Here is a 24,782-nt window from a genome sequence, read left to right on the forward strand (position 1 = left end):
CGGTTCAGTGGACGAAGAGCTTCACGCACGAGGTGACAACCCCCCAGACCTCGATGGTCTGGCCATCACGCGGCACGATGTCCGGAAACGTGGGGTTCGCGGCCTTGAGCCGCACGCGGCCGGCGCGCAGCGAGAGGTACTTCACGGTGAACTCGCCGTCCACGATGGCCAGCACGATCTGGCCGTTGGCGGGCTTCACGGCCCTGTCGATCACGATCAGATCGCCGTCATCGATGCCCGCGTCCTTCATCGAGAACCCCGACACGCCCATGATGTACGTGGCCTGCGGGTGCTTGATCAGCTTGGCGGTCAGGTCCAGCCGGGTGGCGCCGAAGTCTTCGGCCGGGGAGGGGAAGCCAGCACATACCCGCCCGTTGGCCAGGGGCAGCGCAAGCGGAAAGCTCGCGGCCGGTACTGGGTGGTCGGGCAATGAAATACTGTTCATATGTACAGTATATCTGCTGGGGGCAGAATCTCCTGAGGTCAAAAACGGGGGGCGCAAAGTGATTCCAGAGGCATCGGTTCAGAAGGCTATCGAACACCTAGAGGAATGGATGCAGGCGTCCGATGCTGCATTGCTTGGCAAGCAAGGGCCTGGCGGGGTCAAAGCGTCGCTAGCTTTGAGCAGTTTGCAATTGGCCCAGGAACACACACAGGGAATCTTTTTGCTACTGCAACGGGGTGTTCAATCGTCGGCGATTGCGTTGCTGCGGCCACAAATCGAGGCAGCAGCCAGAGGTGCATGGATCTGGCACTGCGCGCCAGACGATTGGTGTGTGAAGTACGCGGAAACAGGTGACGATGGGCGGGCTTTCCGAAAGGACTCATTGCTCAACGGTTTGTGCGCCGTTGGCCCTCGCTTTCTCAACTTTCAAAAGATCTACAACACAGTCATCAAACACTTCCACGACTACACGCATGGTGGCCATCTGCAAGTGATGGCCCGCGTAGGAATGAATGGCGCTATTGGCTACCCGCAGAACAATCAGACCCTGTTCTTCTGCGCTGTGATGGCGCGTTTCACCGACTTCTTTGCAAAGCAGGAAACCGCATCAGCTCTTGGTGACGACGTACTAGTCCGACACCTGGGGGAAATCGCTGTGAAGCATCACCTGTTCGACATGCAGAACCAGGTGCGAGAGTAGCGCGCAGCGCTAACGAAACAGACTCAGCAGAGCCAGTTGCTTCTCTGGGGGCAGACCCCGAAACACTTCCAGCATGGCCTGGTCGGTGCCCGAGAGGGTGCTGGCCGGGTCTTTCTCATTGCCTGAAGGTATCACGGGGGGGGCCCAGCTCGTACCCGCGTACACGTTGGGGCTCTGCGTTGCGCCACCCGACTTCTCCAAGCTGGCCTTGAGCCTCAAATTGATCTCGGCCGTCACGGTGCGGCCATGAGAGAACGCTGCCCGTTCTATGGCCACGCGCACGTCCTCCGGCATCGCCAGCAGGAACCTGGGCGGCCTTTTCTTTTCCTGGGAAGCCTCAGTTTGCAGGGTAGTCACGGCGCGAATTATCCGGGGATTGAGCGAGGTCGCGTAAGTAGTTGCATTTTTGGATGTCCATGGATATAGTTGGCTATCCCAACGTATATCAATGGATATCCAAAGATGACCAAAGCCAGCAAGTCGACCAGTAAGAAGGTGCTCGTCACCATGCCTGAGCCGCTGCTCAAGCGGCTGGATGCGAAGGCACGCAATGAGAACCGCACGCGCTCGGCTGAGCTGTGTGTGCAACTTGCCCAGAGCCTGGGTAAACCCCGCGCGAGGGCACAGGCATGAGCGCCCGAGAACTCGCGGTACAGATGCAACGCCGCAAGGGCGGGCTGCGTGCTCGGACGGACATGGCCGATCCGACAACGCTGCGCATGCCGGTGGTGCTGCGGGATCACTTGGAGGCGTGCGCGAAGGCGAACTTCCGTTCCTTGAGCGCGGAAATGTGTGCGCGCCTGGAGGCGTCCACCGTGGGCGAATCGATTGATGAGCATGGCGCCATCGTGCGTGCTGCGCATCGGTCTTCCAAGTGAGGCCCGCATGCCACGCCCACCCATGACACCCAAACACGAAGTGCCCGTGAGCCCGTTCGAGGCGTTCCGGGCGGTGGTGACCGCCTACGGCGTGAAGGACCTGGCCGAGCGGCTGGGCATGAAGACCGGCGTGCTGTGGAACAAGGCCGACGCCGACGTGGAGAGCCACCACCAGCCCACGCTGCGCGACGTGATCGCGATCACACGCGAAACCCAGGACCCGCGAATCCTGGAGAGCCTGAACCGGCTGTTTGACCGCGCAACCATCGACCTGCGCCCGGGCCCCGTGAGCGACGAGGCGGTGCTGGAGCTGCTGCTGCGCGTGAGCAGCGAGAAGGGCCAGATGGCGCAGGCCTTGCGCAACGGCTACGCCGACAAGCGCTTTTGCCGTGAGGACTACATGGCCGTGCGCGCGGAGGCGTTCGATGTGGTCAACGCGGTGCTGGACTTCCTGCAGCGCCTGGAGGGCCTGGTCGATGAATAAGCCCGCCGCCCCCACACCCAAGAAAACCCCGGCGCCCGTGGTGCGCGCCGTGGTGCACCGCCTGCCGCCAGGGCAGGGGCCCGCCGCGGGCACCGCGCTGGCAACGCTGTTTGGCGTGGAACTGCTCGAGGCCCTTCAAAGGAGGCGTACCGATGGCATCCCCTCTTCAACAAACCCTGCCCATGGACCTGCCGCTGCAGGCCCCCGAGGCACGAATGCGCGCGCTTTTCGAGGCGCAGTGGTCGCGGTGGCACCGCGCCAAGAGCTACGAGGAAGCGGTGCGTGACCCCGTTACCCGCCGCCTGCTGGAGCTGACGGTGGCACACGGGCTGCGCCATGAGGTGCCACGCGGAAGGGGGCGCCGGTGATGGGCGCGATCAACAGATTTTTGGCTTGGGCAGGCACTTCCCCTTCGGGGGTGGTGGGTGCCCTGGTGTGGGCCGGTGTGGTGTGCGCCGGTACCGCAATGGATTTCGAGCACACCGAAACACAAGAAAAGTCCATGGAGTTTGCAAATGCAAAAACGATATCTGACCGAGTTAGAGCAGTCACGGCTGATGCTTGGGGTGTCCAAGGTCAACGACCCGCTGGCGCAGCGGGACTACCACTGGATCGGCGCGCTGATCCTCACGGGCATGCGCATTCAGGAGTTCAGCCGCCTCACCGTTCCGATGGTGCAGCAGGCGCTGGCCCTGGGCTGGCTGGTGAGCCCGAAGGAGTACTGCAAGGGCGGGCGCCGCTGCAATGAGTACCTGGTGACGGCGCGCCTGCGCACACACCTGGAAGCGCTGGTGAAGCTGAGCAACGAACTGGGCGCCGGGTGCGTGGTGCCGGCAGAGGGCCAGCCTCTGGTGTGGGGCCGGGATGTGGCCGGGATTGCCGGGGCGCTGAGCGTGCGCAGCTACGAGGCGCGGCTGAAGCAGTGGGCAGTGCATGCGCAGCTGGACGCGCGGATCAGCCCGCACTGGCTGCGCCACACACGGGGCATGAACATCATGCGCCGCAGCCGTGGCAACAACCCGCTGAAGGTGGCGCAGATCGCGCTGAACCACTCCAGCCTCAAGAGCACCGGCATTTACCTGGATATGAGTCGCGAGGAGTTCGAGCGCGAGCTGCAGCTGGTGGACGGCGGGCGTGTGCCGAAGAAGGTGGCGCGGAAGGTGGCGCAGGGAGTTGCCGCATGAACGACCTTCTGACCAACCCATCTGAAACGACGATGTTGAACCCAGCCGAGATGCTGGCGGCCCGTCGCGCAGCGGAGAACCGCCGCTTGCTTGGGCAGTTTGACGAGGAAGAGCTGGAGGCTGTGCGCGGGCTTTTCAATGTGGCGCGCCGACTGTGGGACACGGGCGGCGGCGGCACGGTGGCGCGGCTGCTGCTGGGTATCTACAACGGCGGACGGTTTCCCTTCGACTTGACCGATCTGCGCCGCCTGGATGGCAAGAACCTGGCAATGGCGATGACGGTGCTGCACATGGACGCCAGCTACTGCCGGGCCGAGGTGCACGTGGTGCTGGCGGCTCTTCTGGATGACCCCACCGTGCAGAGCCGCATGGAGTGCTGGGCCTACGACATGGGCTTGAAGGGCCGGGCCAAGAAGGCCGAGGTCGAGGAGTTGCGCCGGAGGCTTGCACGATGAGCGCCGTTCTCCAACCCCAGGCCAAGCGCCCCTCTATCGACCGTGACGGCATGCACTGGGTGCCGCATGGCATCTCCGCGCAGCTGGCCCCGCGCCATTCGCTCACCGGTTCCACCATCGTCGGCCACATGGCCGCGCACAGCGTGAGGCATCCGCGCTACCTGCAGGGCAAGGCCCACGTGATGGTGGAGTCGGTGCAGGACCCGTTCACCCTGGCGGCCCGCATGCATCCGGACCAGGCGCGCGTGCTGGCTGCCGCGCTGATCGCCGCTGCCGACTGCGCGGACGCCGTGCAGGCGGGTATCGAGGGGAGGGGGCCGGTATGTCGTTCTTCAAAGTGACGCACATCGGCCCCGACCTGCAGCGCCACCAGCGCACCGTGCCGGCGGCCAGCACCGCCCAGGCCCAGGCCTGGATGGAGCAGCTGTACGGGCAGGCGCTGGCGCTGGCCGCCGTGCGCGTGGGGCCGCTGCCATGAAGGCGCGGATCTGGTGGGGTGCGTGGAAGGTGCTGGCCGCGCTGCAGGGGCTGGGCCTGCTGGCCATCTCGGGCCTGGTCTGGCTCACCGGGCGGGTGCAGCGGGGCGCCAATGCCGCGCAGGTGGAGATGCTGCTTGCCCGTGCGGAGGGTGCCATCGCGGCCCAGCGGGAGCGGCGTGCGCGCCCCCGGCGCGGGGGTGGAGGAACACGGCCATGACGCAGGCATTTATCTCGCTGGCCGCCGAGCGCGTGGAGGCCGGCCCCCTTCGCTGGGTGGGCGGTGTGCTGCAGCAGGAGACGCGGCTTTTCATGGGCGAGCAGTGCGTGTGCGTGCTGCTGGTGTCCTTTCCCCCAGGTTCGCCCGAGTGGCTGAAAGGCCAGCGCCTGCGCGCGCTGGACGGCGCTGGCCGGGTACCCGCATGAGCACGGCGCTGCGCACCAGGGTGCTGCGGGTGCTGCTGGCGCAGGGCAAGTGGGTGGACCGCGCAGCCCTGAACCGCCTGACCACCTGCCAGCCCGCCCTGGACGACGTGCTGGCGGATCTGGTGATCGAGGGCCACGCCGAGTTCAGGAAGTTCGCCGGGTACCGGCTGTGCGGCGGGCCGCAGGTGCGCGCGGCGCGGCTGCAGCTGGCGGCAGATCCCACCCTCGTCCGGGCGGTGTCTGCGGCAACGCAGCAGGCCGAGGGCGGCGAGCAGGTGGTGATGGGCGTGGCCGAGCGCCGGCCCGAGCTGGGCGGCGCGGTGGTGACTTACCAGATGGAGCTGCCGGTGTGTGGTTCGCCGGGCGAAGCACTCGCCCAGGCGCAGGCGCTGGTGGGGTTTTGCAAAACCGGCCTGCTGGCGGGCCTTGGAGGGCAGGGCAATGCGTGATCTGGAGTACTGGCAGGTGCGCTGCCGCCGGGCCGAGGGACTGCTGGCGAAGGCGCGCAAGGGTATCCGCGTGTCGATGCAGCGCGCCGCGGTGATGCAGGTGCTGGGCGACTTGAAGCCCGGGGAGTGGTTGAGCACCGACCGGCTGCAGCGTCAGGCCGGCGTGAAGTGGTCCCACCTGGCCGAGATGGAAGCGCTGGGCTTGGTGGTTTCCCGCCCCGCTGGGGGCGGCAACAAATCTGAATGGCAGCTGGAGCACCTGGTGACGGTGCCCGCGGCCGATGGGGAGTGAATGTATGAGCTTTCAAATTGAAGGGCAGGTGCGCATTGTTTCCAACAGCTGCACCGCCAGTGAAATGGGGATCGAGGCCGCGCGGCAGCTGCTGCGCCTGGTGGTTGATCCGATGCGCGACCAGAACGTGTCCAAGGGCGCCATGCTGGACCTGCTGCTGGGGATGCTGGCAGGCACGGTGGGGCACTTTGCTCAGGACCTGAGCGTTGAGGAGATCCTCGCGCAGCTCGACAACTGCAAGCGCATGGCTTCGGATGTGCTGGGCGCCAAGTGTGAGGCGCATGTGCACCCAGCAGGAAAGGCGGTGCACTGATGACCGTGCTCAATGCCTTTCAGAGCGTGCGCCCGCGTGGGGTGGACATGCCCAGCGCGGTGCCTGTGGTGGCCAAGGCTGGCCAGGTACCGGCCAAGCTGCCGGGCTCGCTGCCCCGTGTGCTGGACCGCAAGGGTTGCCTGAATGCGCCGCTGGCGCCCCGGGTGTATGGCTCGATCTCCGTGGAGGGACGCGATGCAGGGCAGGCCAGCGCGGACAAGCGCAGCGCGCTGCTGAAAGGAGGCCTGTGATGGCATCACCCACACGTTACCCCCTGACCTGGCCCGAGGGCTGGAAGCGCATGCCCAGCTACCAGCGCAAGCGCGCCACCTTCAAGAGCCAGGGCAAGTCCCTCACGGTGTTCGACGGCGTGCAGCGTGTGCTGGACGAGCTGGAGCGCCTGGGCGTGCACCAGGACGATGTGATCGTGTCGACCAACCTGCAGACGCGGCTGGACGGCCTGCCACGCAGCAACCAGGGGCGCCCTGGCGACCCCGGCGTGTGTGTGTACTGGCAGAAGTCGGCAAAGGAGCCGATGCGCTGCATGGCGGTGGACCGCTACGACGAGGTGCAGGACAACCTGGCCGCCGTGGCCGCCACGCTGGAGGCGATGCGCTCGATCGAGCGGCACGGTGGTGCGGCCATCCTCGATCGCGCTTTCACGGGGTTTGCGGCGCTGCCGGCGCCGGCGGCCGGCCAGCGGGACTGGTGGACTGTGCTGGGCCTGGAGCCTGATGCCGACGTGGAGGCGATTCGCCGTGCGCATCGTGCGCTGGCGGCCAGGGTGCACCCGGACCGCCAGGGGGGCAGCGAAGCGCTGATGGCGCAGATCAACACGGCCCGCGATGCTGGATTGAAGAAATGGGGGGTGGCATGAGCAGCCGGGAGTTCATTGTTTCCGTGCCTGCGATCAAGGGCATGAAGGCTGCGGCGGCGCGCCAAGCGATACGTGACGCGGTGAGGGCCACCGGCGACTTCTACGGTCAAAAGGTGGACGTTGTGCCGGTCCCTACTAGGGCGGCATCCGTTCACGCAGAGTTGGAGCACCTGCCTGGCGATTTTTGGGCGGTGGTCGCGCCCTGCGGCGAGGGTGTGGTGTTCCGAAACCCCATTGATGCGCGGTGGGCGTTGACGGGCACCGGGACGGGTTCTGATGGCTTTGGCCACCCGACCATTGCAGAGCATTTCAGGGATTGCTACGGCGGCGAGTGCCTGGTGCTTTTGAGCCTGCGGCTCGGCAGTGTGGCATCTGAAGATTCGGACCTGCGCCGCGATGCTGCGCGTTGGCGCCACGGAGAGAAGCACGGTTTCCCTACTGAGTGGCAGCAGGTTTCACCCGTGGAACTGCCGCCTCATTGGATTGCCGAAGGCATCGACAGCGAGTATCCAACTGTCGGGGAGGCCATCGATGCCCACATGGCGGCATTGGCTGCGAAGGGCGGTGCCGCATGACGCCGCAAGAAGTTACCCACTTCCACCTGTTCGGCGGCTCCGGCAGCGGCGCGGCGGGGTTCAAGGATGCGGACCCGACAATCGGCACCATCAAGGGCCGCATGGTGCTGCTGGGCGGCATCGACGTGGACGCCCGGGCGTGCCGGGACTTCTACACCCTCAACGGTGTGACGCAGGCCTGCGTGGATCTGTTCAGCCTGGAGCAGTACCTGGCCTGGCACGGGCACATGCCGCCCGAGGGCTGGCGCGAAGCGACGGCCGACACGGTGCGCGCCGCGGCGCAGTGGCGGTTCCCGGACATCATCTTTCTGTCGGCGCCGTGCAAGGGCTTCTCTGGCCTGCTGCCTGCGCTGCATGCCAGCACCCTGAAGTACCAGGCCCTGAACGAGCTGACGCTGCGCGGGGTGTGGCTGATGCTGGAGGCCTTTGGCGACGACTTGCCCGGGCTGATCGTGTTCGAGAACGTGCCGCGCATTGCCACCCGTGGGCGGCACCTGCTCGATCAGATCGTGAGCATGCTGCAGCACTACGGCTACGCCACGGCCGAGACGACGCACGACTGCGGCGAGCTGGGCGACGGGCTGGGGCAGAGCCGCCGCCGCTTTCTGCTGGTGGCGCGGCTGGTGCGCAAGGTGCCGCCGTTCCTGTACGAGCCGCCCAAGCGCGGGCTGCGCAGCGTGGGCGAGGTGCTGGGCCATGTACCGCTGCCCGGCGACCCGGTGGGCGGGCCCATGCACCGGATGCCTTCGCTGCAGTGGAAAACGTGGGTGCGCCTGGCTTTTGTGGAGGCGGGCAGCGACTGGCGCAGCCTCAACAAACTGGCGGTGGAAGACGGGCACCTGCGGGATTTCCTGATCGTGCCCGGTGCAGGTCATGACTCCTTCCCTGTGGCGGATCCAGCCTTTGCGCCTTCTGCAGCCTGGAAGGATGGCCAGGCGCTGGGCGTGCGGCAGTGGGACCAGCACACGGGCGCTGTGCCTGGCCAGACGGGGCCGCTGCAGGGCGCGTACAGCGTGGCCGACCCGCGCCATGGTGGCCCAGCCAAGCACTCGAACGAGTTCCGCATCGTGGCCTGGGAGGGCGCGGCGCGGGCGGTGACCAGCGCGCATGGCACGGGCCAGGCCGTGGCGGATCCACGTGGTGGGGAGGACCCCGCAGGGCTGCATGGGAAATACCACGTGACGCCCTGGAGCGAGCACACCCGGGCGGTGATCGCGGGAAACGCCAATGGCGCGGCCGTGGTGGCTGACCCCCGGCCCAACCTGCAGCGGGGCAAGGGCGATGCCTACCTGACCGGCGGGCACTACGGCGTGGTGCGATACGACGACCCGGCCGGGGCCGTGAGCGCATCGGCGTGCCATGACAACGGGCCGTGGAGCGTGGCCGATCCGCGCGCCGCTTCCGGTTTTGCCACCGGAAATGAGGCGCTGCCCAGCCCGAACGACAAGCTGGTGTGTCGCATCGAGGCGCGGGACGGCACCTGGCACCGGCCCTTCACCACGCTGGAGCTGGCTTGCCTTCAGAGCTTCATCGACCCGGAGGAGTATTTCTCGCCCGCTGGGCCCGCAAGCCGCGGCGAGCGCTTTGTGCTGGACGGCGAAAGCGATCAGCGCTGGCGCGAGGCGATCGGCAACGCGGTGCCGCGCAAGTCGGCCAAGGCGATCGGGCAGGTGATGGGCCAGACCATTCTGCTGGCGCGCAATGGCGAGACGTTCGTGCTGGGCAGCACGCCGATCTGGGTGCGGCCGATGGTGGCTGCGCTGGCGGTGGCCAGGGAAGGCGGTGCTGCATGAGTACCGAGCTGCGCACCTGGGCCAACGGCGAGCGCTGCGCCGAGTGCTGCCTTGGTGACCGTTGCGACGACCCCACCCACCACGACCGCGCCCGCTGCCCCCACTGCAAGGGCACCGGCTGGGCCATTTGGACCGAGGCCGGGCGCGAGGACTACGTGACCTACATGAAGGTCCGGCAAGGCCTGTCGGAAAGCGAAGCGCGCGCCTTCATCGCCAAGTTGACTCAGGAGGGGGGTGCTGCATGACACCAAAACAAGAGGCCCAGGTGAAGAAGGCCGGGATGAAGCTGGCCGAGGCCCTGGACAAGGCAGGCGACGCACTGAACGCCTACAGCAGGGCATGCCTGAACGCTGGCCTGCCTTTCAAGGGCGCGGATGACGGCCGCGTGCTGCTGTTGGAGAACATGGTGGAGTACCAGATGTACCTGCGATCCATCTATGACAAAGAAGGGACAAGCATATGACGCTATCAAACAATGAGCGGGCAGAGCGCCCACGCTGCGCGGTACGTGGCCTGGTATCGCCCGGCGCGATGTGCGGGCAGGTGATGATGGGCGGCTATTGCGGCCACGATGGGGCCTGCCGCCACAAGGTGCTGCCGGTGCGCATTCAGACGCAGGCGGAGGCCAATGCCTACTGGGCAGACAAGGACTACAAGAAGTGGGTGGTGGAGTTCAAGGCGGGCACGCTGCGCAAGCCCAAGCGCTGGCAGGTGAACGTGGGTGCGGCCAACACCAACGGCGCGCGGCGCGCTGGCCTGGCTGCGGCTGACCTGTTGGGGCACGACTGGTGCCGCAGTGCCATGTCCACGGTGCGGCTGGCGACGGCGCAGGACCTGGGGTGTCTGGCGACGCCTGGCAAGGAAGGCGGTGTTGCATGAGAACCGATCGACTTCAACGGCTGCTCAACCTTTCGCAAGGCAACCTTACTCCCGCAGACGCGCGGCATCTTGCCAGCGAGACCTATGCCGTGATGGCGTGGGTGATTTCGATGTGCGGCCCGATCGCCCTAGCCGACAAAGCATCGTGGGAACTGGTGTCCTCGGAGTGCTGGTTGGAGCGCATGGATGGGCATGACTGGTACCGGGCGCACCCGGACCAGTTGCCGCTGGATCAGGATGAGATCGTGCACCGCGAGCTGATGGCCGCGCTGCGATACCTGAACGACAGAGGCCTGCTGATGTCGCACCACGGCAATCCGAACCTGGTTCGGCCAGTACCTGCTCTGGAGGCACTTTGCTCATGACTGATTTTTTTCAAGATTTACGCCGGGCGCTGGCAGAGCTGCCGAAGGTGGAGCAGTGGTTCGTGGTGGGTGCCCCATGGGGCAAGGGCGATTTCATCGTGGCTGGAAACCCGGACCCGCACCTGGGCCAGTACGTCGCCGATACCGAGAACTTCGACGGCGAGGGACAGCAGGTGCTGGAAAACGCTGCTTTCATTGCGGCGGCCAACCCGTTCACCGTGCGACTACTGCTGGCCGAGCTGGATGCTCTGCGAGCGACTGTTGCGTTGTTCCAGCGGCCCGGGCTGGAAGCTGCTGCACGATGGATCGACCAGCGGCGCGATGCCTTCGACGCTGCGTTCGGACAGATAGATCCCGATACGGGCACGGTCGAGTTCGGTAGGGGCGCCACGGCGAATGCCAGGGAGGACTACAGCAACGAGCTGGCCGAGCTCGCCGAGGGGATTCGCGGGTTGTCGAAGGGAGGTGCGTGATGGGCTACATCAACCCCCTTCTGAAGCTGCCAGCTGGAAAGGCTCTGCAGGCTTTGCCTGCGGCAGACCGTCAGCGCATTGAAGCAGTAATGCGTGACCTGCGTAACCAGGCGAATGAAGAAGCGGACAAAGCCTGGGCACGGCGCAAAGGGCCCATGGCCGCCTACTGGCGAGCGGTTGCAACGTATGCAAGACACGTTGCCCATGTACTTTCCTGCGGCACGAAGGGGGCTGTATGAGACCCACCCAACACCCCTCGAACAACGATGTGCTGGGCGCCCCGCCCGGCGTGCCCATCGAGCAATGCCGTCCGCTGTACATCACCCGGGTGATGTTCGACAGCGGTATCCCTGCCGTGTGGTCGTACTGGGAGCCCAGCCCGGAGGAGCGTGCGGCGATCGCGGCCGGCGCCCCGGTGCGGTTCTCGTGCTGGGGCATGTCGCACCCACCCGTGAGCATCGGCGTGGACGGCGTGGAGGACCGGCCATGGTGAGCAGCACTGTGAATCTGTACCCCGTGCTGCTGGCCTGCATGGCCGCAGTGTTCGCGGTGGGGGCCGTGTTGATGGCCAGGCCTGCCATATCTGATCGGGCGGCTGATCGCATCACGGTCTGCCTTGTCGCCTTGGCCGCCGTGGCGCTGGTGTTGGCTTTGGTGGCGACCGTGTTCCCCGTGGGCCGGGCATGAGCGGGCGCATCTACATCGCCGGGCCCATGACGGGCCTGCCGGACTTCAACTACCCCGCCTTCAACGCCGAGGCACTGCGCCTGCGCGGCGCGGGCTGGCATGTGGAGAACCCGGCCGAGAACCCCCCGCCCCCCTGCGGATCGTGGGCGGGCTACATGCGGATGGCGCTGGCGCAGCTGGTGACGTGTGACGCCATCACGCTGCTGCCGGGCTGGGCCCGCTCGAAGGGGGCGTGCATCGAGCATTTCGTGGCGGTGCAACTGGGCCTGGCCGTGGTGTACCACGAGCCGCCCACGCCGCAATCCATACAGATTTCGAGTTTTTGAGTTCATCACCCGCCAGTCGTGCGCGGGTAGCTATCAATAAAAGAGCATGACAACAACATCATCAGCGGGGGCCGGCAAGCGGCCGGACCTCGCCGCGAAGCTGAATGCGGAGATCGATTGCGAGGACCTGGCCGAGCGGCTGGGGCTGGTGCGCCCCGGCGGCACATCAGGAAATTTCCGCAGCCCACACCACCCGGACAAGGCGCCCAGCGTGTCGGTCTACGTTCCGGGGACGGGCGGGCCCAAGCGCTGGAAGGACTGGAGCACCGAGGAGGGTGGCGGGCCTGTGGACATGGTGATGTGGGCGCGCGGGCTGGACTTTCCGGACGCTGTGAAGGAGCTGGCGCAGATGTATGGCATGTCGGTGCCTGCGCCGGCGCAGGCGGGCGGGCCGCCGATGCCCCGGCGTGAGCCCACGCTGGCCGAGTGGATCGGCGACAAGTGCATGGCCGCGGCCAAGAGTGACCAGAAGGAGCTGCTGCTGAACTACCTGTGCGGCAAGGAAGAGGGGCAGCGGCACCTGAGCGTGAAGATGGTGGAGGAGGGGATCAAGCGGGGCACGGTGGGCCTGAACACCTGGACCAAACCCGGTGCCTCGCCCGGGGAGCCGGGCTACGGTGGGCTGGCCGCGGCATTCCTGGTGCGCTCGCGCCTCGATCGCCAGGTGGTGGGGGTGGACATGCGCTACATCGACCCGGAGGCGAACGGCGGGCAGAAGACGCAGAGCCAGGGCGAGAAGGTGGGGGCGCCCTGGGTGCTGGACTGGAGGCGCCTGGCCAGCGCGCGCACGGTGGTTGTGGTGGAGAGCGCGATCAACGCCCTGAGCGTGGAGAGCTGCGAGCTGCCTGGAACGGCGGCGCTGGCGGTGCGGGGCACGCAGACGATCGACGGCGGCGACTGGTCTTTTCTGCGCGGCAAGCAGGTGCTGCTGGCGTTTGACAACGATCACAAGCCGCTGGAGAGCGGCGAGCACAAGGGCTTTTGCCCGGGCCCGCTGGCGGCCTGGCGCATGCACGAGATCCTAACGGGCCTGGACATCAGCTGCATGCTGGTGGAGCAGTCGGGCTGGATGCATGGCGAGAAGCCGATCAACGACCTGAACGACCTGCTGCAGCTGCGCGGGGTGGAGGGCCTGGCCAACGCGCTCAAGATCCTGGAGGAGGGGGCGATTCCGGGCTTGGCCACCAAGTCGTACCGCCCGGGCAAGCAGCGGCTATGGCTGCCCACGCATGACTTTTACGCCTACGGCAAATACCGTGTGGAGCCAGATTTCACGCGGGCGATCAAGGCCAGCGAGCGGGACGAGGAGGGGAACGAGAAGATTTCGTACGCCGATATCTGCGGGTTCCGCATCGCGGCGGTGAGCCGGGTGCAGATCGCTTCGCCTACGTCGACCATGACGGGCGATGCGGACAACAGCCCGCGCACGGTGTTTGCCCTGTCCGTGCAGGTGGCTCGCCACGGCGCGCAGCTGCAGCGCCGGGTGGTGGACGACGAGCGCCTGCACAACCAGGACGTATGGAAGAAGCTGGGGCCCATCTATGCCCCCACGTCGTTTGCCCGCCTGGTGAACGTGTGGGAGCGTGCATCGAGCATCGGCGCGCGGGAGGCCATCAACTTCGTGGGGCTGGCCTGGCGCGACGGGCGGCCGGTGGTGAACGAGGGGCCGGACTGCTTCTTCACGGATGCCCGGCAGCAGTGCCCGTACAGCGACCTGGTTTTCCCGAGCGGCACGCTGGACCAGGCGCGCGAGGTGCTGGGGCAGTTCCAGCGCACGTTCAAGGACAACGCGGCAATGATCCCGCTGGTGTGGGGCCTGGGCGCGCATTTGAAGGCCTTCCTGGGCTTTTGGCCGCATTTCGTGATGCAGGCCGAGAAGGGCACAGGCAAGAGCACGCTGGTGAAGCGCCTGGAGCGCGCGATCGCCATGGTGATGAGCAGCCGCCAGAGCCTGCAGACGGAGTTCCGCCAGCTGACCAGCATCAGCTACACCAGCCACCCCGTGGGCTGGGGCGAGATGAGCGCGAACAAGCAGGACATCATCAACAAGGCCATCCACAACCTGCAGGAGAGCTACCAGTACGAGCACACGAGGCGGGGGGCTGAGCTGATCGACTATCTGCTGTGCGCCCCGGTGCTGCTCGCCGGCGAGGATGTGCCTGTGCAGAGCCTGCAGGGCAAGGTGGTGCGCTCGGAGCTGACGCTGGTCCGGCGCGGGCCGGAGATGCCGCAGGATCTGCCCGTTTTCCCGGTGAAGCAGTGGCTGCAGTTCCTGGCCAGGCAGGAAAAGGCGCGGGTACGGCGGCTGCACGACGACATGGTGAAGCGGCTGACCGATAGCTGCGTGGCCACAACCACGGACTCGGGCGCCCAGCGGATGGTGCACAACTATGCGGCCGTGGCCGCGGCGTGGCACCTGCTGTGCGAGTTCGCAGGACTGGCTGAGCACCAGGGCGGGTTCATTGGATCCCTCACGGCCGAGATGAATTCCCACATCGGCGAGAGCGTGAGCGACCGCCAGCCGTGGGCCTGGATCACGGACAAGCTGCTGACCGAGATTGCGCAGCGCAATTTCCGGTACCCGTTCGAGTTCGACTCGATCGACGACATCCCGGTGCTGTGCGTGCGCACCGCCCACGTGATGGCGCACATCAGCTCGACGCCGACGCTGCGCGAGTTCTGGGACGGCCTGCCCGTCAAGAGCGATCGCGTCTACAAGAAGCAGCTGCACGCCGCCGGCGTGCTGATGGAGGGCAAGGACGGCCAGCCGCTGGCCGTGGAACGCACCATTGGCAACGCCCGGGTGTCGAACATGGTGGCCATCCCCCTGTCGGAGCTGGTGAAGTACGGCCTGCACGCGGTGGTGCCCAAGCGGTACGACCCTGCTGCGGGGCCCCAGGGGGATGACGGTGGACCAAGGGGGCCTTTCGATGCATGACGCTGGCCAACCCCCCGCCTTCCAGGGCAACACGCGCCGCCAGGCGCTTCCTGCCATCCGCGTAGCGGCATGTTGGGATTCATGCGGCGGGGGCATCGCCCGCCTGTCGCACCCCCCGCACCCCCCAACCGAGAAGGCCCCGCCGACATCGGGGAAACCCCGAGAGGGAGGGGGGCCAGGGCATAGCTTTTACCAATGCCGGGTACCGGGGGCACTTCAAAAAACCCGTGGATCGGGCCTTCCAAATTGGCGAAACCCGCATGGCTGTAAGGCTGCGGCCCGATTTGGACCTGTGGAATATCCACAGGTGTGTTCTTTTTTTACACAGGTCGGTGTGTTTTCTCCACATATGCAGTTTTTGCGGCGCGGCCCCTTTTCTTCTTCTCTTCTTCTTTTTTTAGAAGAGAGAGAGAGGAGAGAAGGCGCGAACGCAAGCAAACGGGCATCCACAAGTCTGTTTTTTTGTAACCGAAAGTATCCACAAGTCGGGGGCGGCATCCACGGGTTTTCCGTGGATGGTTTCAGGCGTGGATTCGTTGACTGGCGCGGCTTTGCGCCCGGCAGCGGGTGGTTTCCACGGTCCACAGGTGGAAATGCCTGTGTGGCCCCCTCGGCATTGGTTTTCTGGAGGTGCGCATGGCGCTGAACGGGTGGACGGACGAGCAGTTGATTGATGCGTGGATGGAATTTATGAGGCTGAACCAGAACCGTGCGCCGCGCACCCTTGAGGCCTACCGCCTGGCCATGGAGCGGCTGCAAGAATTTGTGAAGGAAACAGTGGGCCGTGGCTCAATCAAAGATGTGGACCACCAGCAGCTGGAACTCTTCTGCGGCCTGTGGCTGCACAAGAAGGGCGTGGTGGCTCGCAGCCGCAAGCCCTATATCTCGGCCGTCCGTGGCTTCTACCAGTGGTGCCTGGAGCGCGGCCATATCGAGCGCAGCGCTGCCGAGGCCCTGGGCCACCCCCGCACCGGCAAGCCGCTGCCGAACGTGATCAGCCTGGCCAACGCTGAGCGGCTGATGAATGCGCCGGATCTTGGGACCTTCAAGGGCATCCGTGATTCAGCCATCCTTCATCTGCTGGTGGGCTGCGGGCTGCGCGTGTCAGGCCTGTGCCGGCTGAATGAAGGGGATCTGCACCGGGACACGCTGGCCGGCAAGACGCGGCTGTATTTGCGAGTGCTGGAGAAGGGCGACAAGGAGCGGGTGTTGCCTCTGCCGCGGGAGGCCGAGGCAATCCTGCTGGTGTACCTGGGGCATGAGGACCTGGCCGAGATCGACCGCAACACCTTGGACCGGCGGGGCAACCCGGACAAGGTGCTGTTCGTCTCGACGCGCAATAGCACGGTGTCCGAGGACGCCTACCGAGGCGAGGAGCGGCGCCTGAGCCGCCAGGCCGTTCATGACCTGGTGCAGACCTATGGCACCCCGCTGGGCATACCCATCAAGCACCTTCACCCCCATGCCATGCGCCACCTGTACGGCACCGAGCTGACCGAGGGCGACGTGCCCACCGTGTCGGTGTCGGATCTGATGGGACATGCGGACCCCAAGTCCACGGCCATCTATGTAGCGCTGAGCGTGCGCAAGAAGACCCGCCTGGTCGACGAGCACGGCCCGCTGGCCAAGCTGAGCACGCCGGTGAGCCAGCTGCTCAAGCGCCTGCCTTCCTGATCTTTCCCGCCCCTTAATTTCTCCACGGTATTTAGACCTGTATCCATATGCCCGTCCGCACATCATGTACACACAAACTCGGGAGTGTCACCCTCACGGTCAGCGGGAACCGGCATCGCTGCGTGGTCCCGCGCTCCGCCGCAACTTCGCCTCATAACGGCCTAACTCGTCCGGGGGGTGCGCTGCGTGCTCTGTCGAACTGCGCAGTGGAGGGCCTGGGCCTGTCTACGGTGAGAGGGCTGCGCGATGCATGAAACCCGCAGTGCCGGACCTGCAGGCGCGCAGCAGGACTGGATCGATGGATATCACAACTGCGAATCAGTATCAATTGCACAGGGGGTGGGGGCCCGGCAATGCGAATCGTTCGCACCGGGGGAGGGGGGTGGGTACCTGGGTGAATGCACCCCGTCCCAACTTTGGGAGGATGCGAAATTTCGCGAACTCGATCGCATGGGCCTGCCCCAGGTGTGGCTCGATGTGGCGCGCGACATTGGCTACGACGCCTTCATGACGATGTGGCGCCGCCTGGATTCGGCGATCGAGCTGCGCAGCGAGGCGGAATCCATGATCGAAGTGAAGCTGCGCCGCTACGCCAGCTTTCAGCGGTACCAGCGCAATCGCTTCATCGAAACCCTCGTCTCCATGGGCTGCTCCAGCCAGGAGATCCGGGCGCGAGTGCGGACCAACATTGGTGAGGAATTGAGCCTGCATCACATACGCCGCTTGGTGAAGCAACTTCGAACTACAGTGAACCAGCCATGAAACGAGCAATCATTTACGCCCGCGTGAGTACAAAGCGGCAGGCCGACGACGGCCTGCCAGTCGAGAGTCAGATCGAGCATTGCAAGGCCAAGGCCGAGGCGCTGGGGGCGACGGTGGCCAAGGTGTATGTGGACGGCGGGATTTCGGGCACCACGGACCGGCGCCCGTCCTTTCAAGACGCTCTGAACTACTGCGCGGTGATGGACATCGACTACTTCATCACATGGTCATCCAGCCGCTTTGCCCGCAACCACCTGGATGCCGGGCACTACAAGGGCGTGCTGGGGCGATACGGCACGAGGCTCATTTACTCGAGCACAGAGGTGGACCTGCGAACAGATGATGGCTGGTTCATCGATGCCATCGGTTCCGTGATTGACGAGCGGTACTCACGGCAGGTGGCCACCGACACCCGCCGCTCGATGCTCAAAGCCGCGCGCGACGGGTACTTTCTGGGGGGGCGTGTGCCCTTCGGCTACCTCACGGTGGCGGATGGCAAGCGCAAGCGCCTGGCTGTGCACCCCACTGAATCCCTCGTGGTGCAGCAGATTTTTTCGATGTCGCTGAGGGGTTGTGGCGCAAAGATGACAGCCCTGAACCTGAACGCTCAGGGCCTGACGCTGCGAGGCAAACCGTTTTCGAAAAACACGGTGCATTTCATCCTCACAAACCAGACCTATGCGGGCTGGACCATCTTCAACCGCACATCGAAACGGGCTCTCAACCCTGTCGAGGACTGGGTGAAGGTGCCAAGCCACGCGGCGCTCGTCGACCCCGAAGAATTTGAGAAGGTCCAAAAAATGAAATTCGACAGGAACCCGGCCAACGTGGGCGGCCAGCCTCGCAGCCACTTCGCCTTCACTGGGATGTTGCGGTGTGGGCTGTGCGGCGCGAGCCTGCAGACCTGCAGCGGCACTGGCCGGGGCCGGACGTACCACTACTACGGGTGCAGAAATGCCTTGTCGGGCAAGCGCGGGTGCAGCTTCTCCCGGGTGCGCACTGAGCTTTTCGACGAGTGGATGCTGGGAGAACTGCTTGACCAGGTGCTGACGCCGGCACGCATGGGCGACATCATCGAGCAGGCCCAGGCGAGTCGTGGCGAGTGGGCCAGAGAGCGAGACGGCAGGCGCACTGCGCTGGTGTCCGAGCTCCGTGCCACCGAGAAAGCCCGATCAAACCTGTACGGCATCCTCGAAATGCATGGAAAAGACGCCCCGAACCTAGGAGACCTCACGCTGCGGCTACGTGAACTGAACGAGCGCGTGAAAGCCCTGGAGGGCAGTTTGCTGGATCTGGAAAACGAGCCCGTGACCGTGAGCGACATGAACGACGTGGATCCTGCTGATGCGGCAGAGGTGCTGCGGGGCATCGTCATGGATTGCACTGACCCCAAGAAACTGCGCGAGTTTCTGGGTGCGTTCGTGAAGGAGGTGACGGTGGGGGTGAATGAAGTCGTGGTGGACTATCACCCGGAATGCCTGGTGCGGTTGGACAACCGCACCAGGGTTCACAGTGCCAGTAAATGGCTCCTCGACCTGGGCTCGAACCAGGGACCTACGGATTAACAGTCCGGCGCTCTACCGACTGAGCTATCGAGGAATGATCGGTATGTAAAAGGCCCCGCGTACACATGCAGGGCCTGCAAATTCTTGGCTCCTCGACCTGGGCTCGAACCAGGGACCTACGGATTAACAGTCCGGCGCTCTACCGACTGAGCTATCGAGGAACAAGACTTAGATTATATACATAAAAAATGGGCTCCAGCCGCTTCGCGGATGTGCCCGACGATTTGCACGGTGCCCCGGCCGGGAGTGCGGGGCGCATGCCTGGCTGTAGATGCTGCCCATTCGCTCACTGCGGCTCGGGCCTGCGCCACAGCCAGGCCAGCACGCACGCCATGCAGGTGATGGCGAGCACGGCGATCCAGGTGCGCGTGCCCGTCGCAAACAGCACGATCCCACTCAGCACCATGAGGCACGTGGCGCTCCATTTGGCGCGCCGGCTCACGCAGCCTCCCTGGGCCCAGTTGCGCAAGAGCGGGCCGAACAGGCGGTGGTTCCAGAGCCAGCGGTACAGCCGGGGCGAACTGCGGGCCGCAGCCCATGCCGCCATGAGAATGAACACCGTGGTGGGCAGCCCGGGAACGATGACGCCGATGATGCCCATCACCAGGCACGCCACGGCAAAGACCAGCAGCAGCCAGCGGGCGGGCCATGGCAAGGGGCGCAGGGGCGGGGCCGTGTCGGTGGAGGCCGGGTCTGGAGGAGAGTCCATGCCGGTATTGTGAATGGGCGCGCCGCTGCGCGGCGCGCCGACACGCGCTATGCTGCCGCAGGCTGGCGCGCGCCAGCCGCTTTCGCAGAAATTTCACACCGATGACCATCCACACCATCCTGAAGATGGGCGATCCGCGCCTGCTGCGCGTTGCCCAGCCCGTGACTGCATTCGATACAGACGATCTTCATCTTCTGGTGCGGGACATGTTCGACACCATGCGCTCCGTCAATGGGGCGGGGCTTGCCGCGCCGCAGATCGGCGTGGATCTGCAGCTCGTGATCTTTGGCTCCGGCGAACGCAATCCGCGCTATCCCGAGCGTCCGGTGATTCCTCCCACCGTCCTGCTCAATCCCGTCATCACGCCGCTGGGCGATGAAGAAGAGGAGGACTGGGAAGGCTGCCTTTCCGTGCCGGGGCTGCGCGGCAAGGTCCCCCGGTGGGCGCGCATCCGCTACACGGGGTTCGATCCTTACGGCGACCGCATAGACCGCACGGTGGACGGCTTTCATGCCCGTGTGGTGCAGCACGAGTGCGACCACCTCGTTGGCAAGCTGTACCCGATGCGGGTGCGCGATTTCACGCAGTTCGGCTTCACGGAAGTGCTCTTCCCCGACATTAGCGCCGCCGAGGACGACTGACGGGCGGAACCAGCGCCCGCTTTGGGGTCAACGGTGCACGAGCACCGGGATCTTGCTGTGCGTGAGGACCTTGAGGGTCTCGCTTCCCAGCAGGATGCCCTGGAGGCCGCGGCGGCCATGCGAGGCCATCAGGATCAGGTCGCAGCCCTGCGCGTGCGCGGCGTCGATGATGGCTTCGTACGGATGGTCGCTGATGCTGGTCAGGGTGTCGCAGGGCACGCTGTACTGTGCCGCGGTCTCCCGGATGTAGTTCAGGACCTCCTCGGCCCTCGCCCGGGCCTGGTCTTCCTGGCTCTTGCGCGTGTGTTCCAGCATGGCGGTGTGGTACGCAAGTGCATGGAATTCGGGCAGGGCATAAAAGCCGGTGACCTTGGCGTGGGCTTCGCGGGCAAAGCGCATGCCGCGCAGGATGGCCGCTTCCGACAGCGCCGTACCGTCGGAGGGCATCAGGATGTGCTTGTACATGCTGGCTCCTTGGGGGCTGCGTGGGCAGTCCCGGCAGGGCGCCGGGTCGCCTGCCCGGGTGCGGTGGCGCAACGCGGCTGGCAGGCACCGTGGGCGCCATGAACGCGCCACATGCATGTGGCTGTTATAGGCTCAAGATGGGCGCAAGGCAAGCGCCAGCCTTGGCGCACTTCAGCATTCGGCAACAGGGGGAAATGCGCCCTGCGCTTGATTGGCATGCGATGGATGCTATCAATGGAATAGCATCTTGGCGCGCAGCCTTCTCGTGAGGATCCACCGCCTGCCCGGAGGCCGGAGACGGGATGCGGCAGGCCGCTAGTCAGTCAGCCAGCTCGCGCAGCAGTTCGGTCTCGATCTCGATCTGGCGTGCATTGTTCTGCAGTTCGGGGCCCTGGACCAGGAAGGTGTCTTCGACGCGTTCGCCCAGGGTGCTGACCTTGGCCAACTGCACGCTCAGGTGGTGCTGCGCCAGGATGCGCGCCACCAGGTACAGCAGGCCCGCACGGTCGCTGGCGGAGATGGCCAGCAGCCAGCGCTGCGCCTTTTCGTCGGGGCGCAGCGTGACGCGCGGGGCGACCGGAAAGCTCTTCACGCGGCGCGACACCCGCCGGCGCGTGGGTTCGGGCAGCGGCCCGCCCGCCTCGATCACGCGCACCAGGTCGCTTTCGACCATATGGGTCAGTTCGCGGTAGTGCCCCGCCTGCGACGAGGCCACCACCTGGAAGGTGTCGAGCGCATAGCCATTGTTCGCGGTGTGCACGCGCGCATCCAGGATGCTGAAGCCCGCGCGGTCGAAATAGCCGCAGATGCGCGCGAACAGGTCCGCCTGGTCGGCGGCATACACCATCACCTGCAGGCCATCGCCCGCCAGCGACTGGCGCGCGCGCACCACGGGCCTGGCCGTGCCCACATGGCGCGACAGGTGGCGCGTGTGCCAGGCGATGTCCGCCGCTTCGTGGCGCATGAAGTAGCTCACATCCAGCGTGGCCCACAGGGCCTTGTGGGCCTCGAAGGGCAGGGCGCTCAGGGCCAGCAGCACCAGCGCCTCGCGCTTGCGCGCCTCGATCTCGGCGGCGGCATCCGGCGCCCGGCCACCCAGGGTGCGCAGCGTGGCGCGGTACAGGTCTTCGAGGAGCTTGCCCTTCCAGGCGTTCCAGACCTTGGGGCTGGTGCCCCGGATATCGGCCACCGTGAGCAGGTACAGCGCGGTCAGGTAGCGTTCGTTGCCCACGCGCTGGGCGAATGCCGCGATCACGTCCGGGTCGGAGAGGTCTTCCTTCTGGGCGATCCGGCTCATCGACAGGTGTTCGCTGACCAGGAACTCGATGAGCCTGGCGTCTTCGCGGTCCACGCCATGCTGGCGGCAGAAGCGCCGCACCTCGACGGCGCCGATCTGCGAATGGTCGCCGCCGCGGCCCTTGCCGATGTCGTGGAACAGCGCCGCGACGTACAGGATCCACGGCTTGTCCCACCCGCCCGCGAGCTGCGAGCAGAACGGGTATTCGTGCGCGTGCTCGGCCATGAAGAAACGGCGCACGTTGCGCAGCACCATGAGGATGTGCTGGTCGACCGTGTACACATGGAACAGGTCGTGCTGCATCTGCCCCACGATGCCCCGGAAGACCCACAGGTAGCGCCCGAGCACCGAGGTCTGGTTCATGAGGCGCATGGCATGCGTGATGCCCGAGGGCTGCTGCAGGATGCGCATGAAGTTGGCGCGATTGACCGGGTCGCGGCGGAACGCTCCGTCCATCACGCCGCGTGCGTTGTACAGCGCGCGCAGCGTGCGCGCCGACAGGTCCTTGAGCCCCACGGTGGTCTGGTAGAGCAGGAAGGTTTCCAGGATGGCGTGCGGGTCGCGCTCGTACAGGTCGTCGCTGGCCACCTCGATCAGGCCGGCCTTCTCGAAGAAGCGCTCGTTGATGGGGCGCGGCTCGTGGGTCGAGGGGTTCAGGCGTTCCTCGATGTTCAGCAGCAGGATCTGGCTGAGCTGCGACACGGCCTTGGCCGCCCAGTAGTAGCGCCGCATCAGGCTTTCGCTGGCGCGCATGGGCAGGCGCGAGCCGTCGGGCGCCTGCGAGCGGTAGCCGAAGGACTCGGCCACGGCGGTCTGCAGGTCGAACACCAGGCGGTCCTCATGCCGCCCGGCGGCTGCATGCAGGCGCGCGCGGATGAGGCAGAGCACTGCCTCGTTGCGCTCGATCTGGCGCACCTCGAAGGCGGTGGCCATGCCGCTGGCGGCCAGTTCCTTCCAGTTGCGGCCCAGGCCCGCGGCCTGCGCCACCCACAGGATCATCTGCAGGTCGCGCAGCCCGCCGGGCGACTCCTTGCAGTTGGGCTCCAGCGAGTAGGGCGTGTTCTCGTACTTGTTGTGGCGCTGGCGCATCTCCAGCGTCTTGGCCACCAGGAAGGCCTGCGGGTTCATCTGCAGGCGGTACTGGCGCTGGAATTCGGCGAACAGCGCCGCGTTGCCGCACACCAGGCGCGATTCGAGCAACGAGGTCTGCACGGTGACATCGCCCGCGCTTTCGGCCAGGCATTCGGCCACGGTGCGTACGCTGGAGCCGATCTCCAGGCCCGCATCCCAGCAGCTGCCGATGAAGCCCTCCAGCCGCGTGCGCAGCTCGCTGCCAGCCTCGGGGGCGCTTCCATCGGGCATCAGCAGCAGGACGTCGACATCCGAATAGGGGAAAAGCTGGTCGCGCCCGAAGCCGCCCACGGCCACCAGCGCCATGTCCGCTGGGAGCTGCGCCCGCTGCCACAGCGTGTGCAGCAGGGCGCCGGCCAGCGTGGAGAGCTTGCGCAGCAGCACGCGGATGCCACGCGTGGAGGCGCCCGTGGCCTGCAGGGCGGCGAGCAGGGCGGCTTTGTCGCTGCGGTAGGCGTCCCGCAGGGCATGGAGTTCGGTCATGGTCGTGGTGCGCGCGGATAAGGTGCCATGAAAAAAGCCATGCAAGAGTTGTGCGAGCCAGTGTGAATGCCGGTCGCGCAGGCGTTGCCGGGCCGGCCGTCAGGTGGCCGTGGCCGTCACGAAGGCGGGCAGCGCGGGCGAGCCGGCCGACAGGGTCATCACCTCATAGCCCGTCTCGGTCACCAGCACGGTGTGTTCCCACTGCGCCGACAGGCTGTGGTCCTTGGTCACGATGGTCCAGCCGTCGTTGCCGAACTCCTTCACCTCGCGGCGGCCGGCGTTGATCATGGGCTCGATCGTGAAGACCATGCCGGGCACCAGTTCTTCCAGCGTGCCGGGGCGGCCGTAGTGCAGCACCTGGGGTTCTTCGTGGAATTTCTGGCCGATGCCGTGGCCGCAGAACTCGCGCACGATGGAGAAACCCTGGCCTTCGGCGAATTTCTGGATGGCGTGACCCACGTCGCCCAGGTGGGCGCCAGGCTTCACCTGCAGGATGCCGTGCCACATGGCGTCGAAGGTGATCGCGCACAGGCGCTTGGCGGCAATGGAGCACTCGCCGATCTGGTACATGCGGCTGTTGTCGCCGTACCAGCCGTCCTTGGTGATCACGGTCACGTCCACGTTGACGATGTCGCCCTTCTTGAGCGGCTTGTCGTTGGGGATGCCGTGGCACACCACATGGTTGACCGAGGTGCACAGCGAGGCGGGGTAGGGCGGGTAGCCGGGCGGCTGGTAGCCCACGGTGGCCGAGATGGTGCCCTGCTGGGCCATGCATTCGGCACCCAGGCGGTCGATTTCCTTGGTGGTGATGCCGGGCTTGATGTGGGGGGCGATGTAGTCCAGCACTTCGGAGGCCAGGCGGCACGCGAGGCGCATGCCGGCAATGTCTTCTGCGCTTTTGATGGTGATGCTCATGGCGTAATTATCCCATCGCCCCTCGCCGGCTGCTTGGAGGCGGGCGGCGGCCCTGGTCCGCCCGGTAAAATGCCGGGCTGTCCACCCACATGCCCAGGCCAGAGCCCGGGCCCGGGTCGGCGCCT

General features: G+C 65.9%; 38 protein-coding genes and 2 tRNA genes. 32 read left to right on the forward strand and 8 right to left on the reverse strand.

All coding sequences use genetic code 11. The annotated features are described in order from the left end of the window. Positions 1-4 precede the first annotated feature (4 nt). Entirely contained in the window at positions 5-445 is a 441-nt protein-coding gene (locus KW843_RS07520; protein WP_218294531.1) for a LexA family transcriptional regulator, read from the reverse strand. A gap of 109 nt (positions 446-554) precedes the next feature. Between KW843_RS07520 and KW843_RS07525 the strand changes: the two genes are divergently transcribed. Further along, positions 555-1,145 (forward strand): hypothetical protein, encoded by a 591-nt coding sequence (locus KW843_RS07525; RefSeq protein WP_218294532.1) that lies wholly within the window; start codon positions 555-557, stop codon positions 1,143-1,145. 9 nt (positions 1,146-1,154) lie between these two features. On the opposite strand, the gene KW843_RS07530 is transcribed toward KW843_RS07525, so the two are convergent. Further along, positions 1,155-1,502 carry an Arc family DNA-binding protein gene (locus KW843_RS07530; RefSeq protein WP_218294533.1) on the reverse strand — a complete coding sequence of 116 codons (348 nt, stop codon included), beginning with the start codon at positions 1,500-1,502 and terminating at the stop codon, positions 1,155-1,157. Between the two features lie 105 nt (positions 1,503-1,607). On the opposite strand from KW843_RS07530, the gene KW843_RS07535 reads away from it, so the two are divergent. The 30 genes from KW843_RS07535 (at position 1,608) to KW843_RS26980 (ending at position 19,016) form a co-directional block, all read left to right on the forward strand. Continuing rightward, positions 1,608-1,778, forward strand: coding sequence for a type II toxin-antitoxin system HicB family antitoxin (locus KW843_RS07535; protein WP_218294534.1), 171 nt, complete (start codon positions 1,608-1,610; stop codon positions 1,776-1,778). After that, a complete protein-coding gene (locus tag KW843_RS07540) occupies positions 1,775-2,023 on the forward strand; it encodes an Arc family DNA-binding protein (protein WP_218294535.1) in 249 nt (82 codons plus the stop codon). Before KW843_RS07535 ends, KW843_RS07540 begins: the two co-directional genes overlap by 4 nt. A 22-nt stretch (positions 2,024-2,045) precedes the next feature. After that, positions 2,046-2,507, forward strand: coding sequence for a phage regulatory CII family protein (locus tag KW843_RS07545; RefSeq protein WP_218294536.1), 462 nt, complete (start codon positions 2,046-2,048; stop codon positions 2,505-2,507). 152 nt (positions 2,508-2,659) lie between these two features. Continuing rightward, positions 2,660-2,875: a hypothetical protein gene (locus KW843_RS07550; RefSeq protein WP_218294537.1), complete on the forward strand. Its 216-nt coding sequence runs from the start codon at positions 2,660-2,662 to the stop codon at positions 2,873-2,875. A 147-nt stretch (positions 2,876-3,022) separates the two neighbouring features. Next, on the forward strand, positions 3,023-3,691 hold the full coding sequence (locus KW843_RS07555; protein WP_218294538.1) for a tyrosine-type recombinase/integrase: 669 nt from the start codon (positions 3,023-3,025) through the stop codon (positions 3,689-3,691). Continuing rightward, a complete protein-coding gene (locus KW843_RS07560) occupies positions 3,688-4,146 on the forward strand; it encodes a hypothetical protein (protein ID WP_218294539.1) in 459 nt (152 codons plus the stop codon). The genes KW843_RS07555 and KW843_RS07560 overlap by 4 nt, the downstream gene beginning before the upstream one ends. Continuing rightward, positions 4,143-4,487, forward strand: coding sequence for a hypothetical protein (locus tag KW843_RS07565; protein WP_218294540.1), 345 nt, complete (start codon positions 4,143-4,145; stop codon positions 4,485-4,487). Before KW843_RS07560 ends, KW843_RS07565 begins: the two co-directional genes overlap by 4 nt. After that, a complete protein-coding gene (locus KW843_RS07570; RefSeq protein ID WP_218294541.1) occupies positions 4,469-4,624 on the forward strand; it encodes a hypothetical protein in 156 nt (51 codons plus the stop codon). Before KW843_RS07565 ends, KW843_RS07570 begins: the two co-directional genes overlap by 19 nt. Continuing rightward, positions 4,621-4,842, forward strand: coding sequence for a hypothetical protein (locus tag KW843_RS07575; RefSeq protein WP_218294542.1), 222 nt, complete (start codon positions 4,621-4,623; stop codon positions 4,840-4,842). Before KW843_RS07570 ends, KW843_RS07575 begins: the two co-directional genes overlap by 4 nt. Continuing rightward, on the forward strand, positions 4,839-5,048 hold the full coding sequence (locus KW843_RS07580) for a hypothetical protein (RefSeq protein ID WP_218294543.1): 210 nt from the start codon (positions 4,839-4,841) through the stop codon (positions 5,046-5,048). Before KW843_RS07575 ends, KW843_RS07580 begins: the two co-directional genes overlap by 4 nt. Next, complete coding sequence (locus tag KW843_RS07585) at positions 5,045-5,497, forward strand: hypothetical protein (RefSeq protein ID WP_218294544.1); 453 nt, start codon at positions 5,045-5,047, stop codon at positions 5,495-5,497. Before KW843_RS07580 ends, KW843_RS07585 begins: the two co-directional genes overlap by 4 nt. Further along, the gene (locus tag KW843_RS07590; protein WP_218294545.1) at positions 5,490-5,789 is read left to right on the forward strand and encodes a hypothetical protein; all 300 of its coding nucleotides are present in this window, start codon (positions 5,490-5,492) and stop codon (positions 5,787-5,789) included. Before KW843_RS07585 ends, KW843_RS07590 begins: the two co-directional genes overlap by 8 nt. Positions 5,790-5,793: 4 nt before the next feature. Beyond that, complete coding sequence (locus tag KW843_RS07595; RefSeq protein ID WP_218294546.1) at positions 5,794-6,102, forward strand: hypothetical protein; 309 nt, start codon at positions 5,794-5,796, stop codon at positions 6,100-6,102. Next, on the forward strand, positions 6,102-6,353 hold the full coding sequence (locus KW843_RS07600) for a hypothetical protein (RefSeq protein ID WP_218294547.1): 252 nt from the start codon (positions 6,102-6,104) through the stop codon (positions 6,351-6,353). The genes KW843_RS07595 and KW843_RS07600 overlap by 1 nt, the downstream gene beginning before the upstream one ends. Further along, complete coding sequence (locus KW843_RS07605; protein ID WP_218294548.1) at positions 6,353-6,979, forward strand: DnaJ domain-containing protein; 627 nt, start codon at positions 6,353-6,355, stop codon at positions 6,977-6,979. The genes KW843_RS07600 and KW843_RS07605 overlap by 1 nt, the downstream gene beginning before the upstream one ends. Continuing rightward, positions 6,976-7,554 (forward strand): hypothetical protein, encoded by a 579-nt coding sequence (locus KW843_RS07610; protein ID WP_218294549.1) that lies wholly within the window; start codon positions 6,976-6,978, stop codon positions 7,552-7,554. Before KW843_RS07605 ends, KW843_RS07610 begins: the two co-directional genes overlap by 4 nt. After that, positions 7,551-9,347, forward strand: a complete 1,797-nt coding sequence (locus tag KW843_RS07615) for a DNA cytosine methyltransferase (RefSeq protein WP_218294550.1) — start codon at positions 7,551-7,553, stop codon at positions 9,345-9,347. Before KW843_RS07610 ends, KW843_RS07615 begins: the two co-directional genes overlap by 4 nt. After that, on the forward strand, positions 9,344-9,592 hold the full coding sequence (locus KW843_RS07620) for a hypothetical protein (protein ID WP_218294551.1): 249 nt from the start codon (positions 9,344-9,346) through the stop codon (positions 9,590-9,592). Before KW843_RS07615 ends, KW843_RS07620 begins: the two co-directional genes overlap by 4 nt. Beyond that, positions 9,589-9,810: a hypothetical protein gene (locus tag KW843_RS07625; protein ID WP_218294552.1), complete on the forward strand. Its 222-nt coding sequence runs from the start codon at positions 9,589-9,591 to the stop codon at positions 9,808-9,810. Before KW843_RS07620 ends, KW843_RS07625 begins: the two co-directional genes overlap by 4 nt. Next, positions 9,807-10,226 (forward strand): hypothetical protein, encoded by a 420-nt coding sequence (locus KW843_RS07630; protein ID WP_218294553.1) that lies wholly within the window; start codon positions 9,807-9,809, stop codon positions 10,224-10,226. The genes KW843_RS07625 and KW843_RS07630 overlap by 4 nt, the downstream gene beginning before the upstream one ends. Continuing rightward, positions 10,223-10,591 (forward strand): hypothetical protein, encoded by a 369-nt coding sequence (locus KW843_RS07635; RefSeq protein WP_218294554.1) that lies wholly within the window; start codon positions 10,223-10,225, stop codon positions 10,589-10,591. The genes KW843_RS07630 and KW843_RS07635 overlap by 4 nt, the downstream gene beginning before the upstream one ends. Continuing rightward, positions 10,588-11,064, forward strand: a complete 477-nt coding sequence (locus KW843_RS07640; RefSeq protein WP_218294555.1) for a hypothetical protein — start codon at positions 10,588-10,590, stop codon at positions 11,062-11,064. Before KW843_RS07635 ends, KW843_RS07640 begins: the two co-directional genes overlap by 4 nt. After that, entirely contained in the window at positions 11,064-11,303 is a 240-nt protein-coding gene (locus KW843_RS07645; RefSeq protein WP_218294556.1) for a hypothetical protein, read from the forward strand. The genes KW843_RS07640 and KW843_RS07645 overlap by 1 nt, the downstream gene beginning before the upstream one ends. Continuing rightward, positions 11,300-11,557 (forward strand): hypothetical protein, encoded by a 258-nt coding sequence (locus KW843_RS07650; protein WP_218294557.1) that lies wholly within the window; start codon positions 11,300-11,302, stop codon positions 11,555-11,557. The genes KW843_RS07645 and KW843_RS07650 overlap by 4 nt, the downstream gene beginning before the upstream one ends. Next, positions 11,551-11,751, forward strand: coding sequence for a hypothetical protein (locus tag KW843_RS07655; RefSeq protein ID WP_218294558.1), 201 nt, complete (start codon positions 11,551-11,553; stop codon positions 11,749-11,751). Before KW843_RS07650 ends, KW843_RS07655 begins: the two co-directional genes overlap by 7 nt. Beyond that, a complete protein-coding gene (locus tag KW843_RS07660) occupies positions 11,748-12,077 on the forward strand; it encodes a DUF4406 domain-containing protein (RefSeq protein WP_218294559.1) in 330 nt (109 codons plus the stop codon). The genes KW843_RS07655 and KW843_RS07660 overlap by 4 nt, the downstream gene beginning before the upstream one ends. Before the next feature lie 46 nt (positions 12,078-12,123). Further along, entirely contained in the window at positions 12,124-15,015 is a 2,892-nt protein-coding gene (locus tag KW843_RS07665) for a toprim domain-containing protein (RefSeq protein WP_218294560.1), read from the forward strand. Between the two features lie 636 nt (positions 15,016-15,651). Beyond that, entirely contained in the window at positions 15,652-16,689 is a 1,038-nt protein-coding gene (locus tag KW843_RS07670) for a tyrosine-type recombinase/integrase (RefSeq protein ID WP_218294561.1), read from the forward strand. A 246-nt stretch (positions 16,690-16,935) separates the two neighbouring features. Beyond that, positions 16,936-17,451 carry a hypothetical protein gene (locus KW843_RS07675; protein ID WP_218294562.1) on the forward strand — a complete coding sequence of 172 codons (516 nt, stop codon included), beginning with the start codon at positions 16,936-16,938 and terminating at the stop codon, positions 17,449-17,451. Then, on the forward strand, positions 17,448-19,016 hold the full coding sequence (locus tag KW843_RS26980) for a recombinase family protein (RefSeq protein WP_370628489.1): 1,569 nt from the start codon (positions 17,448-17,450) through the stop codon (positions 19,014-19,016). Before KW843_RS07675 ends, KW843_RS26980 begins: the two co-directional genes overlap by 4 nt. Here KW843_RS26980 and KW843_RS07695 read toward each other — a convergent pair. From KW843_RS07695 to KW843_RS07705, 3 genes are all read right to left on the reverse strand, one after another. After that, positions 18,975-19,050 (reverse strand) — tRNA-Asn (locus tag KW843_RS07695). The genes KW843_RS26980 and KW843_RS07695 overlap by 42 nt on opposite strands. Positions 19,051-19,101: 51 nt before the next feature. Next, a tRNA-Asn gene (locus KW843_RS07700) sits at positions 19,102-19,177 on the reverse strand. Between the two features lie 125 nt (positions 19,178-19,302). Continuing rightward, positions 19,303-19,725: a YbaN family protein gene (locus KW843_RS07705; protein WP_218294563.1), complete on the reverse strand. Its 423-nt coding sequence runs from the start codon at positions 19,723-19,725 to the stop codon at positions 19,303-19,305. 101 nt (positions 19,726-19,826) lie between these two features. Here KW843_RS07705 and def point away from each other — a divergent pair, with 101 nt between their 5' ends. Then, positions 19,827-20,366, forward strand: a complete 540-nt coding sequence (gene def, locus KW843_RS07710; protein ID WP_218294564.1) for a peptide deformylase — start codon at positions 19,827-19,829, stop codon at positions 20,364-20,366. Between the two features lie 27 nt (positions 20,367-20,393). Here the strand turns inward: def and KW843_RS07715 are convergent, their stop codons facing one another. The 3 genes from KW843_RS07715 to map all read right to left on the reverse strand — a co-directional run bounded on the left by KW843_RS07715 (position 20,394) and on the right by map (position 24,657). Then, complete coding sequence (locus tag KW843_RS07715; protein ID WP_218294565.1) at positions 20,394-20,831, reverse strand: universal stress protein; 438 nt, start codon at positions 20,829-20,831, stop codon at positions 20,394-20,396. 319 nt (positions 20,832-21,150) lie between these two features. Beyond that, positions 21,151-23,742 carry a [protein-PII] uridylyltransferase gene (locus KW843_RS07720; RefSeq protein ID WP_218294566.1) on the reverse strand — a complete coding sequence of 864 codons (2,592 nt, stop codon included), beginning with the start codon at positions 23,740-23,742 and terminating at the stop codon, positions 21,151-21,153. A gap of 99 nt (positions 23,743-23,841) precedes the next feature. Continuing rightward, complete coding sequence (gene map, locus KW843_RS07725) at positions 23,842-24,657, reverse strand: type I methionyl aminopeptidase (protein ID WP_218294567.1); 816 nt, start codon at positions 24,655-24,657, stop codon at positions 23,842-23,844. Positions 24,658-24,782 lie beyond the last annotated feature (125 nt).

Source organism: Acidovorax sp. sif1233, assembly GCF_019218755.1.
In the GTDB taxonomy this organism is placed as follows: domain Bacteria; phylum Pseudomonadota; class Gammaproteobacteria; order Burkholderiales; family Burkholderiaceae_C; genus Acidovorax.